At 54.4% G+C, this 16,945-nt stretch carries 16 protein-coding genes and 1 pseudogene; 15 read left to right on the forward strand and 2 right to left on the reverse strand.

Going from position 1 to position 16,945, the window contains the following annotated elements; all coding sequences use genetic code 11:
- Nucleotides 1-96: 96 nt before the first annotated feature.
- The 6 genes from cuyA to AC2FNN_RS09470 all read left to right on the forward strand — a co-directional run bounded on the left by cuyA (nucleotide 97) and on the right by AC2FNN_RS09470 (nucleotide 4,582).
- Nucleotides 97-1,143: a D-cysteate sulfo-lyase gene (cuyA, locus tag AC2FNN_RS09445; RefSeq protein ID WP_496758203.1), complete on the forward strand. Its 1,047-nt coding sequence runs from the start codon at nucleotides 97-99 to the stop codon at nucleotides 1,141-1,143.
- A 30-nt stretch (nucleotides 1,144-1,173) separates the two neighbouring features.
- Entirely contained in the window at nucleotides 1,174-2,037 is an 864-nt protein-coding gene (locus AC2FNN_RS09450; RefSeq protein WP_480484728.1) for an amino acid ABC transporter substrate-binding protein, read from the forward strand.
- A 75-nt stretch (nucleotides 2,038-2,112) separates the two neighbouring features.
- The gene (locus tag AC2FNN_RS09455; RefSeq protein ID WP_480484727.1) at nucleotides 2,113-2,829 is read left to right on the forward strand and encodes an amino acid ABC transporter permease; all 717 of its coding nucleotides are present in this window, start codon (nucleotides 2,113-2,115) and stop codon (nucleotides 2,827-2,829) included.
- Nucleotides 2,830-2,832: 3 nt separating this feature from the next.
- A complete protein-coding gene (locus AC2FNN_RS09460; protein ID WP_480484726.1) occupies nucleotides 2,833-3,489 on the forward strand; it encodes an amino acid ABC transporter permease in 657 nt (218 codons plus the stop codon).
- Nucleotides 3,486-4,214 (forward strand): amino acid ABC transporter ATP-binding protein, encoded by a 729-nt coding sequence (locus AC2FNN_RS09465; protein ID WP_496758144.1) that lies wholly within the window; start codon nucleotides 3,486-3,488, stop codon nucleotides 4,212-4,214. Before AC2FNN_RS09460 ends, AC2FNN_RS09465 begins: the two co-directional genes overlap by 4 nt.
- 2 nt (nucleotides 4,215-4,216) lie before the next feature.
- The gene (locus AC2FNN_RS09470) at nucleotides 4,217-4,582 is read left to right on the forward strand and encodes a transposase (RefSeq protein ID WP_496758204.1); all 366 of its coding nucleotides are present in this window, start codon (nucleotides 4,217-4,219) and stop codon (nucleotides 4,580-4,582) included.
- 225 nt (nucleotides 4,583-4,807) lie between these two features.
- On the opposite strand, the pseudogene AC2FNN_RS09475 reads toward AC2FNN_RS09470, so the two are convergent.
- A pseudogene (locus tag AC2FNN_RS09475) lies at nucleotides 4,808-4,975 on the reverse strand (IS6 family transposase); the annotation flags it as partial.
- Between the two features lie 467 nt (nucleotides 4,976-5,442).
- Between AC2FNN_RS09475 and AC2FNN_RS09480 the strand changes: the two are divergent.
- Genes AC2FNN_RS09480 through AC2FNN_RS09515 form a run of 8 tightly spaced genes read left to right on the forward strand, consistent with a single transcriptional unit; the run spans nucleotide 5,443 to nucleotide 15,127 of the window.
- Nucleotides 5,443-6,192 carry a FadR/GntR family transcriptional regulator gene (locus AC2FNN_RS09480; RefSeq protein ID WP_496758146.1) on the forward strand — a complete coding sequence of 250 codons (750 nt, stop codon included), beginning with the start codon at nucleotides 5,443-5,445 and terminating at the stop codon, nucleotides 6,190-6,192.
- On the forward strand, nucleotides 6,185-7,336 hold the full coding sequence (locus AC2FNN_RS09485; RefSeq protein WP_496758147.1) for an aminotransferase class I/II-fold pyridoxal phosphate-dependent enzyme: 1,152 nt from the start codon (nucleotides 6,185-6,187) through the stop codon (nucleotides 7,334-7,336). Before AC2FNN_RS09480 ends, AC2FNN_RS09485 begins: the two co-directional genes overlap by 8 nt.
- A 43-nt stretch (nucleotides 7,337-7,379) precedes the next feature.
- Nucleotides 7,380-8,639 carry an ABC transporter substrate-binding protein gene (locus AC2FNN_RS09490; protein WP_496758149.1) on the forward strand — a complete coding sequence of 420 codons (1,260 nt, stop codon included), beginning with the start codon at nucleotides 7,380-7,382 and terminating at the stop codon, nucleotides 8,637-8,639.
- Complete coding sequence (locus tag AC2FNN_RS09495; protein WP_496758150.1) at nucleotides 8,621-9,571, forward strand: carbohydrate ABC transporter permease; 951 nt, start codon at nucleotides 8,621-8,623, stop codon at nucleotides 9,569-9,571. The genes AC2FNN_RS09490 and AC2FNN_RS09495 overlap by 19 nt, the downstream gene beginning before the upstream one ends.
- 10 nt (nucleotides 9,572-9,581) lie before the next feature.
- Nucleotides 9,582-10,424, forward strand: a complete 843-nt coding sequence (locus AC2FNN_RS09500; protein WP_496758151.1) for a carbohydrate ABC transporter permease — start codon at nucleotides 9,582-9,584, stop codon at nucleotides 10,422-10,424.
- Nucleotides 10,425-10,435: 11 nt separating this feature from the next.
- Nucleotides 10,436-11,503, forward strand: a complete 1,068-nt coding sequence (locus AC2FNN_RS09505; RefSeq protein WP_496758153.1) for an ABC transporter ATP-binding protein — start codon at nucleotides 10,436-10,438, stop codon at nucleotides 11,501-11,503.
- A 1-nt stretch (nucleotide 11,504) separates the two neighbouring features.
- Complete coding sequence (locus AC2FNN_RS09510; RefSeq protein WP_496758155.1) at nucleotides 11,505-13,892, forward strand: thiamine pyrophosphate-binding protein; 2,388 nt, start codon at nucleotides 11,505-11,507, stop codon at nucleotides 13,890-13,892.
- A 5-nt stretch (nucleotides 13,893-13,897) separates the two neighbouring features.
- Nucleotides 13,898-15,127 carry an AGE family epimerase/isomerase gene (locus tag AC2FNN_RS09515; RefSeq protein WP_496758157.1) on the forward strand — a complete coding sequence of 410 codons (1,230 nt, stop codon included), beginning with the start codon at nucleotides 13,898-13,900 and terminating at the stop codon, nucleotides 15,125-15,127.
- Nucleotides 15,128-15,181: 54 nt separating this feature from the next.
- Here AC2FNN_RS09515 and AC2FNN_RS09520 read toward each other — a convergent pair whose 3' ends face one another.
- Nucleotides 15,182-15,469, reverse strand: coding sequence for a transposase (locus AC2FNN_RS09520; protein ID WP_170703282.1), 288 nt, complete (start codon nucleotides 15,467-15,469; stop codon nucleotides 15,182-15,184).
- Between the two features lie 335 nt (nucleotides 15,470-15,804).
- On the opposite strand from AC2FNN_RS09520, the gene AC2FNN_RS09525 reads away from it, so the two are divergent.
- Nucleotides 15,805-16,911, forward strand: coding sequence for a LysM peptidoglycan-binding domain-containing protein (locus tag AC2FNN_RS09525; RefSeq protein WP_496758159.1), 1,107 nt, complete (start codon nucleotides 15,805-15,807; stop codon nucleotides 16,909-16,911).
- The last annotated feature ends 34 nt before the right edge of the window (nucleotides 16,912-16,945 follow it).

The raw sequence follows: 16,945 nt of genomic DNA on the forward strand, positions 1-16,945 counted from the left end.
ATATTGGCATTATCCAACACGATTTTTTGCGTTTAGCCTTACTTAGAATACGTAAAGGGAATGTACACAATGCAAACCGCAGCGGCAGAAGGTGCTATGGCAGTGGGCGGCAACCTCGCGCTTGTAAGGCGCGCGCTTGAGAACTTTCCACGTGTGCGTTTTGGTCATTTTCCGACCCCTTTGGAGCCGCTGGAAAGGTTGAGTAACGAGCTGGGCGGGCCGCGCATCTGGGTCAAGCGCGATGACTGCACGGGCCTTTCGTCGGGCGGCAACAAGACTCGCAAGCTGGAATTTCTGATGGCCGACGCCATGAAGCTGGGTGCTGACACAGTGATCACGCAAGGCGCTACCCAGTCCAATCATGCACGACAGACAGCAGCCGCAGCAGCCCGGTTGGGGCTGAACTGCCATATCCTGCTTGAGGATCGCACCGGGTCGAATGACGAGACTTATAATTTCAACGGTAATGTTCTGCTGGATCAGCTACATGGCGCAACCGTTTCCAAACGAGCAGGTGGTGCCGACATGAACGCTGAAATGGAAGCCTTGGCCAGCACGCTGCAAGATCAGGGCCGCAAGACCTACATCATCCCGGGCGGCGGCTCCAATCGCGTTGGGGCGTTGGGTTATGTGAATTGTGCCGCCGAGTTGGAAGAGCAAGCCGGAAACATCGGTCTCAAGATTGACGCCCTGGTTCATGCCACCGGCAGTGCGGGAACCCAAGCAGGACTGGTGGCTGGACTTGCTGCCCTTGGCAGCAACATTCACTTGCTTGGGATCGGTGTTCGGGCACCTCAGGGGAAACAGGAAGGCATGGTCTATGACCTGGCCTGCAAGACCATGGATTACCTTGGAATGGGGGCCGTGATTGAACGTACTTCGGTGCGCGCGAACTGTGATTATGTTGGCCCAGGCTACGGCCTGCCGACCGACGGCATGCGTGCGGCGCTTCTGAAACTGGCTCAACTCGAAGGGCTTTTGTTTGACCCGGTCTATTCGGGCAAAGGGCTCGATGGCCTGATTGATCAAGTTCGCAAAGGCTACTTCGAAGGAATGGATAATGTTGTGTTTCTGCACACCGGTGGAAGTGCAGCGTTATTTGGATATTCCGGCATTTTCGATCTGCCGGGCTATCAGGACTAACAAAAGCAACAGAAACTAAGGGAGAAAACCATGAAATATATGAAACCAGCGGCCGTATTGGCTTTTGCCTTGGCCTTTTCTGCTCCGGCTGTGGCTGAGGATCGCACGGGAACTTTGGCCAAGATTGACGCCTCGGGCGAAATTGTCATTGGACACCGGGAAAGCTCCGTTCCGTTTGCCTATCTGGACGAGAACCAAAATCCGGTTGGGTATTCGATCGACCTTTGCATGAAGGTGGTCGAAGCGGTTTCCGCCGAGCTGGGTAAGGAACTGACGATCAAATATGTGCCGGTGAACCCCAAGACCCGGATTGCACTGATGGCCAATGGCACGATTGACCTTGAATGCGGCTCGACCACGAACAACCTGACCCGTCAGGAGCAGGTCGAGTATCTGCCCACGACCTTCATCACCGGTACCAAACTGATGGTCCGTAAAGACTCCGGCATCAATTCGGTTGCAGATCTGGGCGGCAAGGCCGTTGCGTTGGCGCAGGGCACCACCAACGAGCGTGCCGTCAAGGCCGCAATTGAAGAGCTGGGGCTGGACGTGAAGGTTCTTCCGGTGCGGGATCATGCCGAGGGCATGTTGTCTCTGGAAACTGATCGTGTGGATGTCTATGCCACGGATCACATCCTTCTGTTCGGGCTCATTGCAAAATCCAAGACCCCCGAAGATTTCGCGGTGGTCGGCGATTTCCTGTCTTTCGATCCCTATGCGTTGATGGTGCGCCGCGACGACAGCGCCTTTGAGCTGATCGGCAAGAAGGCTATGGCAGATGTATTCCGCTCGGGTGAGATCAACGACATCTATGCCAAGTGGTTCGATCCGCTGGGTGTCGGTCAGACAGACCTGCTGAAGGCTGCGTTCCAGCTTAATGCGCTGCCGGAATAACCTCCTCCTGTAGCAACACTGTCGGGCCTGCACCGTGCGCGGGAGGCCCGGCACCATTTTATCAGGGTAGAAAGCATGAACTACAACTGGAACTGGGGTGTCCTCTTTGAAGAGGAATACCTTGGCTGGCTGATATCGGGGCTGGGGTGGACCTTTGCGGTCGCGCTTGTGGCCTGGGTTCTTGCGCTGGCCGTCGGTGTTCTAATTGGCGTCGGGCGCACACTGCCATCACGGCCTGTTGCCTTACTTTGCACCACCTACGTTGAACTTTTTCGTAATGTGCCGCTTCTTGTACAACTGTTCCTGTGGTACTTCGTCATGCCTGAGATCGTTCCGGATGATCTGGGTCGTTGGATGAAGCGGGACATGCCAAATCCCGAGTATGTTACGGCTGTTATCGGTCTAGGACTTTACACCGCAAGCCGCGTTGCCGAACAGGTTCGTGCCGGGATCAATGCCGTCGGTCACGGGTTGACCAGCGCAGCCTATGCCAATGGCTTCTCGACTGCGCAGACATATCGCTATGTGCTGTTGCCGATTTCCTTCCGGCTGATCGTGCCGCCGATGACCTCTGAATTCCTGACCATCTTCAAGAATTCCTCACTGGCGCTGACCATCGGCCTTCTTGAACTGACGGCGCAAAGCCAGCAGATCGCGGAATACACTTTTCAAGGATTTGAGGCCTTTACCGCAGCGACGGTCATCTACGTCGTCATCGCTCTTGGTGCGACAGTCATCGCGCAGACACTTGAAAAATACACCCGCATCCCGGGTTTTGTCGGAAAAGGCTGAATTATGGGTGATTTTGATCTTTCCGTCATCTGGAACAATCTTCCATTTCTGTGGCAGGGCTTGCAGCTCTCGCTATGGCTGACCTTTCTTGCTGTGATCGGCGGTATCATTTTGGGGACCGGCCTTGCCTTGATGCGGCTATCTGGTATCGCGCCATTGGCTCTGCTCGCCGCAGGTTATGTGAACCTGATCCGCTCGGTGCCGCTGATTTTGGTGATCTTCTGGTTCTACTTCCTGGTGCCTCTTGCTTTGGGTCGGCCGATTGGCGGCTTCTATTCGGCGCTGATCGCCTTTGTCATGTTCGAGGCGGCCTACTATTCAGAAATTATCCGGGCAGGCATTCAGTCAGTCCGCAAAGGACAGGTGCATGCCGGACAGGCCACTGGCCTCAGCTACTGGCAGATCCAGCGCTATGTGGTCCTGCCACAGGCGTTCCGGAACATGATCCCGATCCTTGTGACGCAGGGCATCATTCTGTTCCAGGATACCAGCCTTGTCTTTGTTGTCAGCTTGCGCGACTTCATGACCGCCTCATCTATTGTCGCCCGAACCGAGGGCCGGCTTGCTGAGATGTATATCTTCGCCGCCCTTGTCTACTTCAGCATTTGCTTCGCCGGTTCACTTGTTGTCCGGCACCTTCAGAAGGCCAAAACAGCATGATCAGCATTGAAAACATCTCTAAATGGTACGGCAACTTTCAGGTGCTGACCGATTGCACCACCAACGTCAAAAAAGGCGAGGTTGTAGTGGTCTGCGGTCCGTCCGGATCAGGAAAGTCCACCCTTATCAAATGCGTTAACGGGCTGGAGCCGGTGCAGCAGGGCCGCATTCAGGTTGAAGACGTGGATGTAACCGCAAAAGGCACCAATCTTACCAAGCTGCGCTCGCGCATTGGTATGGTGTTCCAGCACTTTGAACTTTACCCACATATGAGCGTGCGCGAGAACCTTTGTCTGGGTCAGCAGAAAGTCCTGGGCCGGTCACGCGACGAGGCCAACGCCAAAGCTGAAGCTCTGATCAATCGGGTTGGGCTCCTGCCACATATCGAAAAATTTCCCGGGCAGCTTTCAGGTGGACAGCAGCAGAGGGTCGCCATCAGCCGGGCGCTGGCTATGGACCCGATTGCGATGCTGTTTGATGAACCGACTTCGGCCCTTGATCCGGAAATGATCAATGAGGTTCTGGATGTGATGGTCGAACTGGCAAAGGACGGTATGACAATGATGGTTGTCACGCACGAGATGGGCTTTGCACGCAAGGTGGCGGATCGGGTGGTGTTCATGGATGCTGGTCTGGTTGTTGAAGACCGTCCCACCGAGCAGTTTTTTGGAAACCCGGAAAGTAATCGAGCGCAGGATTTTCTGAGCAAGATTCTGAACCACTAGGCCTGCGCTCAGTTCCCGGGATTGGCCCGGTTGCCAGTACGATGCTAATCGCGGAAATGCCAGAACTTGGTCAAATCACAGGCGAGCAGGCTGCCGCGCTCACCGGCCTCGCGCCCATTGCACACGACAGTGGCGCGATGCGAGGCAAGCGCGCCATCGGAGGTGGGCGGCGATTGCTACGGCACGTGATGTTCCAGGCCGCTCTCGTCGCCAGCCACCACAATCCAGTCCTCAAGGTCTTCGCTGATCGTCTGCGCAAAGCGGGAAAACCGCATAAAGTCGTTATCACGGAAGTCGCCCGAAAGCTCGTCACAATCGTGAATGCTCTCTGCAAATCGCAGCAAAAATGGACGTCTCAGACCGTCTGAGAAATACAGTTGCTAGCCAAAGTACAGACGATCAGGTCCAAATTTTTGAACAACATGATCGAACAGGATCATCGGTTCATAAGGACAAACGTCGGCTTTGCCTGTGAACTAGCACGCAAAATTGACTCACTTTGGTGGGTTATGAGTGAGTAGAATTGACCCAAATGCTTTCGTTAACATCCGCCCAGATTAGTGCGGACGAAAGCGCAGGTGTTATTGATGGAAGGCGTATCTGTTCACCCATCGGTTCAGAGTTGCGTGATCCAGTACAACGCCTCGTCCCGCTATGATTTCTTCCAAATCCCGATTTAACACTCTGTATCGGAGATAGAAGAAAGCACTATACAAGATCACTTCTTTCGGAAAGTCTGCGCCCTCGAATGAGATTGTCACGGTCTGCTCCTGTCTCATCCGAGCATGCGCTACCAAAACGACGCTTTATCCGACAGGTGGGAACTAAAGTATGAGACAGAACAATACTCTGTTGCCATCTCAGAAGCAGCACGTCGTCGAAAAGCCTCCCGCTGACCGTTCTTCGAGAATGAACGAAACTCTGAGTAATTGAGCAACTGCTCTCTTGGTTGGTGCAAGATTGCATTGAGACAGCGAAAGGAGAGCAAGATGGAACAGCGTTTTGTCGGACTGGATGTCTCTAAAGCCGAGACGTCGATTTGTATCTGGTGCGGCAATTAGGGATGGAAGCGAAGTCGCGAGCATGATCCGCAAGAGGCCCTCAGTGTCAGTTCTGATCCACGCATTTCCTTTTCGGTGGCACTGATTTGATAATGTCCGACATTATTGTATATTTTGTCGGACATTAATTGTATTGTTGGAGGCAACTTGATTCGGAGCCACCGCACGTGACAGAAAATTTACCACCGCAAAAACGGAGCGATGACGCGGGAAACTCGCTTAAGGAGTTGCCCTCCGGCAGCACCAGCCGGGATGTTCTGGATACGCTGTCCTCGATGATTGATGCGGAAGGCCTAAAGATTGGCGACCGTCTGCCTCCCGAAATTGAAATCGCACGCCGCCTTGGTATTGGTCGGGCAAAGGTCCGAGAAGCCCTGACGAGTTGGCAGAACATGGGCATCGTTGTTCGCAACAAGAAAGCCGGAACACGTTTGGCGGCCGAAGTGTCAGCGAATGCGATTCACCTTCCTCTGACATTGAAACTAGAAGCAGAGAGCTTGTTGCGAACCCACGCTGTGCGCCGACCCTTGGAAATCGAAGCGGCACGGCTGGCGGCGCTGAATTGCACTGAGGCGCAAGGACTGTTGATTACTGCCCGTGTTGCCGAGCTCATAGCCACTCATGCCGCTGGTGAAGACTGGCGTCAGGCTGACTATCGGTTCCATTCATCACTGCACGACGCTTGCGGAAATCCTTTGTTCGGGCAATTGATCCGTCAGATCCAGCAAGGCTTCAATGAAGTTTACGAAGCGCCGTTCGGTCAGCCGCATCTGGGTCAGGCGACAATCCCAATTCACACAAAGCTTGCCGAGGCGGTTGTCTCGGGGAATGCTGACGAAGCTGCGCGGATTGTCGGCGAGATCATGGACATGGTCGAAGCGGAAATTCTCCAGATCATGGAGAGCCAGAATGTCTGATCACAAAGATATCGCAACCCTCCTTGCAGCGGTACATCCAGACCCAGATGGGGCGGTGGCGCCTCCGATCGTTCAAACCTCACTGTTTACGTTCGATAGCTACCAATGTTTCGAAGACAGGATGGCGGGTCGATCGGATGCCGCGATCTACACCCGCGTCGAAAATCCCACCGTCGCAGCGTTTGAAAAACTCATGGCTCAAGCCGAGCAAGGGGAAACCGCTGTTGGATTTGCTTCCGGGATGGCGGCCATTTCCTCAACGCTCTTGGCATTTGTCAAACCTGGCGATCGGATCGCCTGTGTCGAGCATGTCTATCCGGATACATTCCGGTTTCTGGAACGCATGTTGCGCCCGTTCGGAGTACACATTGAGTATTACGCACCGGAACGGTTTGAAAACGACCCGGATCTGCTTGCTGATGTGTCACTGGCCTATCTGGAAAGCCCCGGATCGGTCGTTTTCGAGGCAATGGATCTACGTCGTGTCGCCGAACATGCCAAACGTCACAACGTGTTGACGATGATCGACAATTCCTGGGCGAGCCCGGTGTTTCAACGCCCCCTCACAATGGGCATAGATATCGTCATCCACTCAGCCTCGAAATATATTTCGGGGCACTCGGACACGGTTGCGGGCGTGGTGGTCTCCTCCCTGGACCATATCGCCCGCATCCGTGATCTGACCCTTCCTTTGCTCGGTGCGAAGCTGGCGCCTTTTGAGGCCTTCCTGCTGACGCGAGGCTTGCGGACTTTGAGTGCACGCATGATGCAACATCAGGCGACGGCCAACATGTTCGTTGATCGTCTGGCCACTATTCCACAAGTTCGGCAGGTCAATTCACCCGGCGCCAACGACGTTCCCGGGTTGGCGGGGCGATCTGGACTAATGTCGATCGAGTTCGATGACAGTGTAGACATCGCAAAGTTTTCAGATGCGTTGAACCTGTTCCGCCTCGGCGTGAGCTGGGGTGGCTTTGAAAGCCTGATCCTGCCGGCGCGCGTCGGTCTTGCTCAGGCGGGCGAGCAGAATTCAATGCAAAAGTTTGGTGTCTCACCCAATCTGGTGCGCCTGAATCTTGGGCTCGAGTCCGCGGATGATCTGTGGACCGATTTCACATCAGCACTCGCAAAAAGCGCCGCTTAGAACTGCGCCCCGACGTAGAAATCAAAACCAACTGGAGGAAAACATGAAAAAACTATTAGCGGGAATGACAGCTGCTGCCGTGCTGATGGGATCGGCGTCGTATGCCGAAACCACACTGAAACTGGTTGAGGTGATCACAAGCCCCGAGCGTACTGAAGTGCTTCAGGGGATCGTCGACGAGTTTGAGGCCAACAATCCTGACGTCACGGTTGAGATTGTATCGCTCCCCTGGGGCAACGCATTCGAAAAGCTGGCCACAATGGTGGCGGGCGGCGACATACCGGATGTTGTTGAAATGCCCGACACGTGGCAGGCGCTCTATGCCGGATCCGACCAGCTGGTCGGCCTCAAAGACCATGTGGCTGGATGGGACCATGGGGCGACGCTGACCGACAAGACCGTTGCAATGGGCAGCCAGGCTGGTGATCTTTATATGATCCCGTACGGCTTCTACCTGCGGGCGATGTTCTACAACAAGAAACTGCTGGCCGAAGCGGGTGTCGACACCCCTCCGACAACGATGGAAGAGTTCATGGCAGCTTCGGCTGCGGTTTCAGAACTTGACGGCAAATACGGGTATTGTTTGCGCGGTGGTCCCGGTGGCACCAATGGCTGGATCATGTTCGCCGCAGCCATGAACGGCACCAACGATTTCTTCACAGAAGATGGCGTCAGCCGCATCAATGAGCCCGGCTCGGTCGAAGGCATCCAGTTCATGATCGACATGTATCAGAACGGATATGCACCCAAGGACAGCGTCAGCTGGGGTTTCAACGAAATCGTGGCCGGTTTCTATTCCGGCACCTGTGCATTCCTTGATCAGGACCCCGACGCGCTGATCGCCATTGCCGAGCGGATGCCTGCAGAAGATTTTGCGGTCATTCCAATGCCAGTTGGACCCTCGGGCAAAGCTTTCCCGACCATTGGTTTTGCAGGCTGGTCGATTTTCAACGCGACCGAACACGAAGAAGAAGCCTTTGATCTGGTCGCGGCCTTGTCCTCGCCGGAGGCCAATGCCACATGGGCCAAACGGGTTGGCGTTATTCCGATCCACAAGGGCGCCGATCAGGATCCGCATTTCCAGACCGAGCAGTTCAAAGGCTGGTTCGAGGAACTGAATGGCGAGCAATATGTGCCGACCACAATGCCAACCAACCTTGAGCAGTGGGGTTATTTTGGCAGCACGCTTCTGTTGGAAACCAGCCAGGAAGCCTTGTTGGGGCAGCGCAGCGCTCAGGACGTCGCGGATGAATGGGCTGAGTTCCTCACTGACGAGCACGCAAAATGGAAGGCAAACCAGTGATTGCTCGCGTTCAAAAAACTGTCAGGCCCGGGGAAACCCGGGCACGACGCTCGCTTTACCTGCAATATATGGTCGAGCCGTTCTTCTATCTGTCGCCGGCAATCCTTCTGATCGGTGCGGTGATCATGATCCCCCTGATCATCGGGATCTCCTACTCGTTCCAATCCATTGAGCTGTTGAAGCCTTTTGCCTCTGGCTGGATCGGGTTCGAAAACTACGTCGATCTCTGGAGCGACCTTAAGTTCTGGATCGCGATGGAGAACACACTGTTCTGGACCTTCTGGTCGATAACGTTCCAGTTTCTGCTTGGCCTCGGCCTTGCCATGCTTCTGAACACTCAATTCTTCGGAAAGAAACTCTTTCAGGCTCTTGTTTTTCTGCCCTGGGCCGTACCGACCTTTTTGTCCGCGCTGACATGGGCGTGGCTTTTCAACCCCGTCATCGGTCCATTGCCGCATTGGCTGGCAGCACTTGGCATTCTGTCAGAGCCTTACAACATCCTTGGTGATCCCAAACTTGCGATGTGGGGACCGATCACTGCGAATATCTGGTTCGGTGTGCCGTTCTTTGCCATCACGCTGCTGGCGGCGTTGCAGTCGATACCCGGTGAGCTGTATGAGGCTGCAGAAGTGGATGGTGCGACCCCATGGCAGACGTTCACCAAGATTACCTTGCCATTCCTTGCTCCGATGATCGCGATCACCGTGATGCTCCGGACGATATGGATCGCCAACTTTGCTGATCTGATCTACGTGATGACCGGTGGCGGGCCTGCAAATTCGACACAAATTCTGTCGACCTACATCTTCACCACGGCCTTCCGCAAACTGGATTTTGGCTACGCGTCGACCATTGCCGTGGCACTTCTGGTGATCCTGCTGATCTACGCCACCATCCTACTCTGGCTTCGTAAGAAGCTGGTAAAGATCTGAGGAGTTGGCCATGTCAGCCGTCAAAAAACCCAACCCCGCATTGATCGTGGGAAAATACGCTGCGCTTGCGTTCTATCTGATTTTTGCGCTGTTCCCGCTTTATTGGTTGCTCAAGATCGGATTGACGCCAGATGCGCTGATCTATTCGGAAGGCACCCGGCTGTTTCCAAGTGAGGTCACTTTCTCGAATTTCACGACGGTCATATTTCAAACCGACTTTGTGGCCTATTTTCGGAATTCTTTGGTGGTGTCACTGGGGGCAGCCTTCTTTACCACTCTGTTCGCAGCCGGGGCGGGCTATGCCTTTTCACGCTTCGTATTTGCGGGCAAACGGATCATCATTGCATTGATGCTGGTCACCCAGATGTTCCCGCTGCTGATGATCATTGCACCGATCTACAAGATCGTCGCAGACCTCGGACTGCTGAATTCACTGACAAGCCTGATCGTCGTCTACACTGCATTCAACATCCCCTTTGCAACATTCCTGATGCAGTCCTTCTTTGACGGTATTCCCAAAGATCTGGAAGACGCGGCAATGATGGATGGCTGTTCGCGATTTCAGGCGCTGTGCAAAGTGGTGTTCCCGCTGACATTGCCCGGTCTCGGGGCGACGTTAGGATTTGTTTTTACCGCAGCATGGTCAGAGTTGCTGTTTGCGCTGATGCTGATTTCGAAGAACGACGCAATGACCTTCCCGGTCGGCTTGTTAACGTTCGTTTCCAAGTTCTCGGTCGATTGGGGGCAAATGATGGCGGCCGGTGTGCTGGCGCTGATCCCAAGCTGTCTCTTCTTCATCTTCATTCAACGCTATCTCGTGCAGGGCCTCACGTCCGGCGCGGTCAAAGGATAGGAGGCCAGATCATGGCACGTATCGAACTTCGTGACGTTGCAAAACGATATGGATCCGTTGAGGTCCTGCGCAACATCGACCTTGAGATCCAGGATGGTGAGTTCATCGTTCTGGTGGGTCCTTCGGGCTGCGGCAAGTCCACTCTGCTACGCATGATTGCCGGTCTTGAGCCGATATCAAACGGCGATTTCCTGATTGATGGCGAGCGTATGAACGATGTTAGACCAAGGGATCGGGACATCGCGATGGTGTTCCAATCCTACGCTCTCTATCCGCATATGGATGTCGCGCGGAATATGGGTTTCTCGATGGAAATCCGCAAAGATCCGGCAGCGGAACGCAAATCAAAGGTCGCCCAGGCGGCGGAAACTTTGGGCCTATCCAACCTGACGGATCGCTTGCCCAAGGCCCTTTCGGGCGGACAACGTCAGCGGGTTGCCATGGGCAGAGCCATCATCCGTGATCCGCAGGCCTTCCTGTTTGACGAGCCTCTGTCCAATCTCGACGCGGCGCTGCGTGTCGAGATGCGGTTGGAGATAGCGCGGCTACATCAAAAACTCAGCGCAACCATGATCTACGTGACACATGATCAGGTCGAAGCATTGACGCTGGCAGACAGGATCGTTGTTCTGAACGATGGTGATATCCAACAGGTCGGCAGCCCGTTGGAACTTTACCAACGTCCGGCCAACAAATTTGTTGCGCAGTTCATCGGCTCACCCACCATGAATGTCGTGCCTGTCACTGGAACCGATACAGGTGTGACCGCCGGAAACGGAGCCGAAATCGAACTTCCCGATCAACTTCTTACTGCACAGGCGAAAGAGCTGGGCATAAGACCAGAGCATATTGATGTCGTGGACAATGGCACAGGTGATCTTTCGGCCGTGGCTGATGTTGTTGAACATCTGGGCTCGGACACGAACATCTATGCCAACGTCGAAGGCATTGGGTCAATGATGGTGCGCAAACATGGCAATATCCCCGTAAAGTCTGGCGAACAGCTTGGTCTGCGCATTCAGACGGAAAACGCGCATCTTTTTGCCAAGGACGGCAAAGCGTTGCGACAGGTCGCTTGAGATGATAAACGAAATTGAAATTCGGGCAGCGCTTGAGAAAAAGACGCTCTGGCTGTCATCGTGGATGATCCACAATGCCAACAACATTCGTGCCAAAGGCAGGATCAAGGTGGGTGGCCATCAGGCATCATCGGCTTCGATGAATGCGATATTGAACGCGCTTTATTTCCATGTGCTGCGACCCGAGGATCGCGTTGCAGTCAAACCGCACGCGAGCCCGGTCTTCCATGCGATCCAGTATCTTCTTGGAAACCAGAGCCTGCAGCAGATGCAGGATTTCCGCGGCCTTGGAGGCGCACAACCCTATCCATCGCGCACCAAGGACAAGGATGATGTCGACTTCTCGACCGGGTCGGTCGGGATGGGTGTTGCAATGACGGCGTTTGCCAGCCTGACGCAGGACTATCTGGCCGGTCACGGATGGCTCAACCAGCCCAAAGGCCGAATGATTGCGTTGGTTGGCGATGCTGAGCTGGACGAAGGCAATATCTATGAGGCGCTTCTCGAAGGCGCCAAACACGACCTGCGCAATTGCTGGTGGGTCATCGACTATAACCGGCAATCGCTTGATGGCGTCGTCACCGAAGGTTTGAACGCAAGGTTCCGCGATATATTCCTCGCCTGCGGGTGGGAGGTGATCGAACTGAAATACGGCTCGCTCATGCAAGCCGCTTTCAAGCGACCCGGCGGAGAGTATTTGCGCGATTGGATCGATCGCTGTGAAAACGCGCTTTATTCAGCTCTGACGTTCAGAGGTGGTGCTGCATGGCGCGCTCAGCTGGAGCAGGATTTCGCGGGCAACAATGAAGCGTTGGCCCTGGTCGCGGATCATGATGATGACACACTGGCACAGTTGATGGGCAATCTGGCGGGGCATGATGCGGCACTGATGTCCAAGACGATGAAAGCTATCGATCACGATCGCCCGGTATGTTTTATCTGCTACACGGTGAAAGGTCACGGGCTGCCCCTTGCTGGACATAAGGACAACCACGCCGGGATCATGACCACGGCGCAGATTGAAGGTCTGCGCGATGATTTGGGGATAGATGCGGGCCATGAATGGGAACGCTTTGCGGGCATCGGTGTTGACCAAGAAGACGTTCAGGCGTTTCTGAACAATGTCCCTTTTAATGACAAGGGGCGTCGCCGCCACATCGCTAACCCGATCCAGGTTGATGAAGTGGCCCGGCCAAGGATCAAGGACGTAGCCTCCACCCAGGAAGCGTTTGGGCAGATACTGTCGGCCATCGCCAGTGAAGCTCCGGCCCTCGCCGAGCGGATTGTTACCACATCACCTGATGTTTCGGTCTCTACCAACCTCGGTCCTTGGATCAACAAGACTGGCCTGTTTGCAAAAGCTGAGCAAAGCGATGTGTTTCGCGATCAGGAAATCCCTTCGACACAAAAGTGGCGCAGGCATAGGGACGGGCGGCATATTGAACTTGGCATCGCTGAGAACAACCTGTTCACGTTCCTAGGCGCGCTAGGTCTGTCTCATTCATTGTTTGGCGAGCGGTTATTTCCGGTCGGGACGGTCTATGATCCGTTTATATGCCGTGGGCTCGATGCGCTGAACTATGCCTGTTATCAGGATGCGCGTTTCATGCTGGCTGCAACCCCCTCTGGTGTATCGCTTAGCCATGAGGGCGGAGCACACCAATCCATTTCGACACCTCTAATCGGTATTGCACAGGACGGGCTTGCAACGTTCGAGCCTGCTTATGCGGACGAGCTTAACGTGATCATGCGTTGGGGGTTCGAATACATGCAACGGGATGGCGCAGCACCGCAGGCTGAACAAAACTGGCTACGCGACGAAAAGGGCGGATCTGTGTATCTGCGCTTGTCCACGGTTCCGCAGGAACAGATCGGGCGCGAAATGACCGATGACCTCGTGCAGGACATAATCGCTGGTGGGTACTGGATGAGACCCCCTACAGCAACAAGTGCAGTCGTGCTGTCCTACACAGGTGTTGTCGCGCCGGAGGCCATTCAGGCCGCAGGACTACTATCTGAAGACGTTCGCGACGTTGCTGTATTGGCTGTGACATCCGCAGATCGGCTGAACGCAGGATGGCAGGCTGCCGAGCGCGCCCGACAACGTGGTGACAGCGCGGCGCTTTCACATGTCGAGAAACTGTTCGCCAATGTGCCGCGTGACGCTGGGTTGGTGACCGTTGCCGATGGCCATCCGGCGGGTCTCAGCTGGCTTGGTGGCGTGCACGGGCACCGCACTAAATCTCTGGGTGTGGAGCATTTTGGACAAGCTGCAACAGTGGAAGACACCTATCATCTGCATGGAATTGACGTGAACGCAATTCTGCATGCGGCGCGAGCGTTGATGCCGGGCCGCGGCGCACGCTACATTACACCCCTCGCCGGATAATAAAGATGATCAAAGACCAACCTCTGCCTCCCGGTGCGCATTCCGAGCCTGGGTTTTGGCTTGAAACCTCCAATCACCGCACATGGTTGATGGATGAGGCCATGCGGCAGCTTGAGTTCTTCAGCACGAGTTGCCGAAATGGGCCTGGGTTCTTCACCCTTGGTCACGATGGCAGTACACAGCCCGGCCTGCTTCAAGAATTGCACACGACAACGCGTCTGGTTCATTCCTATTCATTGGGGCATCTTGCAGGTTTTCAGGGCGCTGAACAGATCATTGATCACGGCATGGCATATCTCGAAAGCCACCACAAAGATCGGGAACATGGCGGGTATCTCTGGGCGCTGGAGGGTGATCAGATCAAGGATGATCGCAAGCTCGCCTACGGGCATGTCTTTGTTCTTCTTGCCTCTGCAAGCGCGAAACTGGCGGGCCACCCGGATGCAGACCGCCTGATGGCGGATGTTCGCGAGGTCTTGGATCAGCATTTCTGGGAGGAAGACGCGGGATTATTTTGCGACGAGTGGAATAGGGATTGGACACCTTTTTCCACCTATCGTGGAATGAACGCAAATATGCATGGTGTCGAAGCATTGCTTGCGGCGTATCAGGCGACAGGGGACGAAATCTATCTCACCCGCGCCGGTCGTATTCTGGATTTCTTCATCGCCAAGATTGCCCCCAGCGAAAACTGGCGGCTGCCCGAGCATTACACATCCGAATGGCAGATTGATCGTGACTATGCCGGCGACCCGATGTTCAGGCCTGCCGGAACAACCCCGGGTCATTCCTTTGAGCTAGGTCGGCTTCAGCTTCAGCACTGGGATCTGTCGGGACGGCCGGAGTCCGACGCTCCGGAAACATCACGCTGCTTGATCGAACAGGCCTTGAGTGATGCCTGGCTACCCGGCGGCGGCTTGGCTTACACGCTTGATTTTGATGGTCGCGTTGCCAACAACTCCCGGTTTTGGTGGCCAGTCACCGAAGCAATTGGGGCAGTTGCGGTTCTGGTTGCTTTGGACAAAATGCCGGAAGACGAGATTTGGTACAGGAAGCTCTGGACCTATGCGAGTGATACGTTCGTGGATCATAAGCATGGCGGTTGGTTTCCAGCGGCAGATGAGAATGGGAATGTCGTGACATCCATCTTTGATGGGAAGCCCGACATTTACCACTCATTGCAGGCCTGCTTCTTCCCTCTTTCTGGACGACTGTCACGGATGATGCTTCCCTAGCTGACACGCATACTTGAAAATTCACCACACAAATTTGCTAAATATTGTCCGTCGTCAGGCCCTCGGTTTTAGGTAGTTCAGACTTTCTTTGAGGATCAGCTTGTCCAGTTCCAGTTCGGCCACGATCTTCTTCAGCCGGGTATTTTCTTTCTCCAGGCTGCGCAACTCCGACAGTTGCGACTTGCCCATGCCACCGAACCGACGCCGCCAATTGTAGTAGGTCGCATCGCTGACACCGACACCACGACAGGCTGTCCGAACATCATCGCCATCTGCCAGCTTCAGTTCAATCTCACGCAGCAGCTTCAGAATGTCTTCGTCCGAGTATCGCTTCCGAGCCATCCCTTGTTCCCCCTTCTCAGCCAAAGTAGTGGCCCAATTTTAAGGGGCAAAGACATTCGATCGCTTGTTTGCCAATTTCAGGTCTCCGAAACCCTATCACATGGATGAGTATCCCGGGTAGGGAGGCCAACACAGACATTTAATAACCCAAAGGAATACGTTGGCAGGAGTTCTGGTTGTGAGGCCGCGCGCGCTACAATATAGCCAAAAAGGTTTCTTTCTCACTGCTCGATTTGGTCTCACTTCATACGAAGTGTGGTCCCAAATTGGAAACAATCAAGTGAAGCCAGTTTACCTCCAAGTGTCTCTGGCAAGCAATTGAAGAGGAGATAGAAATGTCAGTGCCACCGAAGAGTGCCATAAGTTTAGCTTTGTTCACCGCAACAGTGATTTCCTTACCTGTTGTTGCCACTGCACAGCAGGCATGTACTTCGTATACCGTTAAGTCTGGCGATAGTTTGGGGTCCATTGCCCAAGCGGCCTTTGGTACCTTTGACTATCAGTCAATCTTCAATGCGAACCGGGATGTGATCGTTGGCAGCCCCAATGAACTGAAAGAAGGCCTTGTCCTTAACATCCCTTGTGAAGACGGTAGCATCAATGCTGAAAGCAGTGCTGAAGACGTAATCGCTGAGCAAGAAGAAATTCAAGCGAAGAGAAAGAAGACCTCGAATTCGTTTCATCCGCCAATAAAACTGGTAAGTGGTAACGGTTGGGAGCCTTTTACAAGTGAGGAATTTGATGGCGGTGGTATGCTGGTGCGTATCGCGACGACGGCACTAAATCGCGGTGGAAATGATCGCGAGTACAGCGTCAGCTATGTCGACGACTGGGCTTCTCACATGGATACTCTGCTGCCCGTTGGCGCATTCGACGTGTCGATCGCGTGGACAGAGCCTGATTGTGACAGTTTTGACAAGCTGGATGATGAAGGCCAGCGACGTTGTCGGGAACTGGACTTTTCACTGCCGATTTATGAAACCGTTACGGCCTATTGGTCGCTTCCCGACAATGAATACGCAAACGTCAAATCATTTGCTGACTATGCGGGAGCCAAGGTCTGCCGGCCTGAAGGTTGGTCAACTGATGATCTGTCTGTCGAAGGGCTTGTCCCGCCGATTATTGAGTATATCAGGCCGGCCGAGTCGGTAGATTGTATCACTGCTCTGCTAGACGGGACAGCTGACATGGTTTCGCTGGATCTGGAAAGTGGCAATGCTGCGATAGCTCAGGTTCCAGACGCTGTTGGTGTGGTCAAACCCAACCCGAACCTTTCCAAGCTGGAGGCGCTTCAGTTTGTGACCCACAAATCCAATCCGCGTGGCCGCGTTTATCTCTCTTTGTTGAACAAGGGCCTGACAGAGATGCGCGAGACGGGAGAATGGTACGCAATCGTTTCAAGCTCTCGCACGGAATATAACCAACGCCTTGCCGGGCAGTAATGCAATCCGGCAAGCTAGAGAAAGAAGCGTTGTT

The sequence above is a fragment of the Ruegeria sp. BHSA118 genome, from assembly GCF_059613405.1.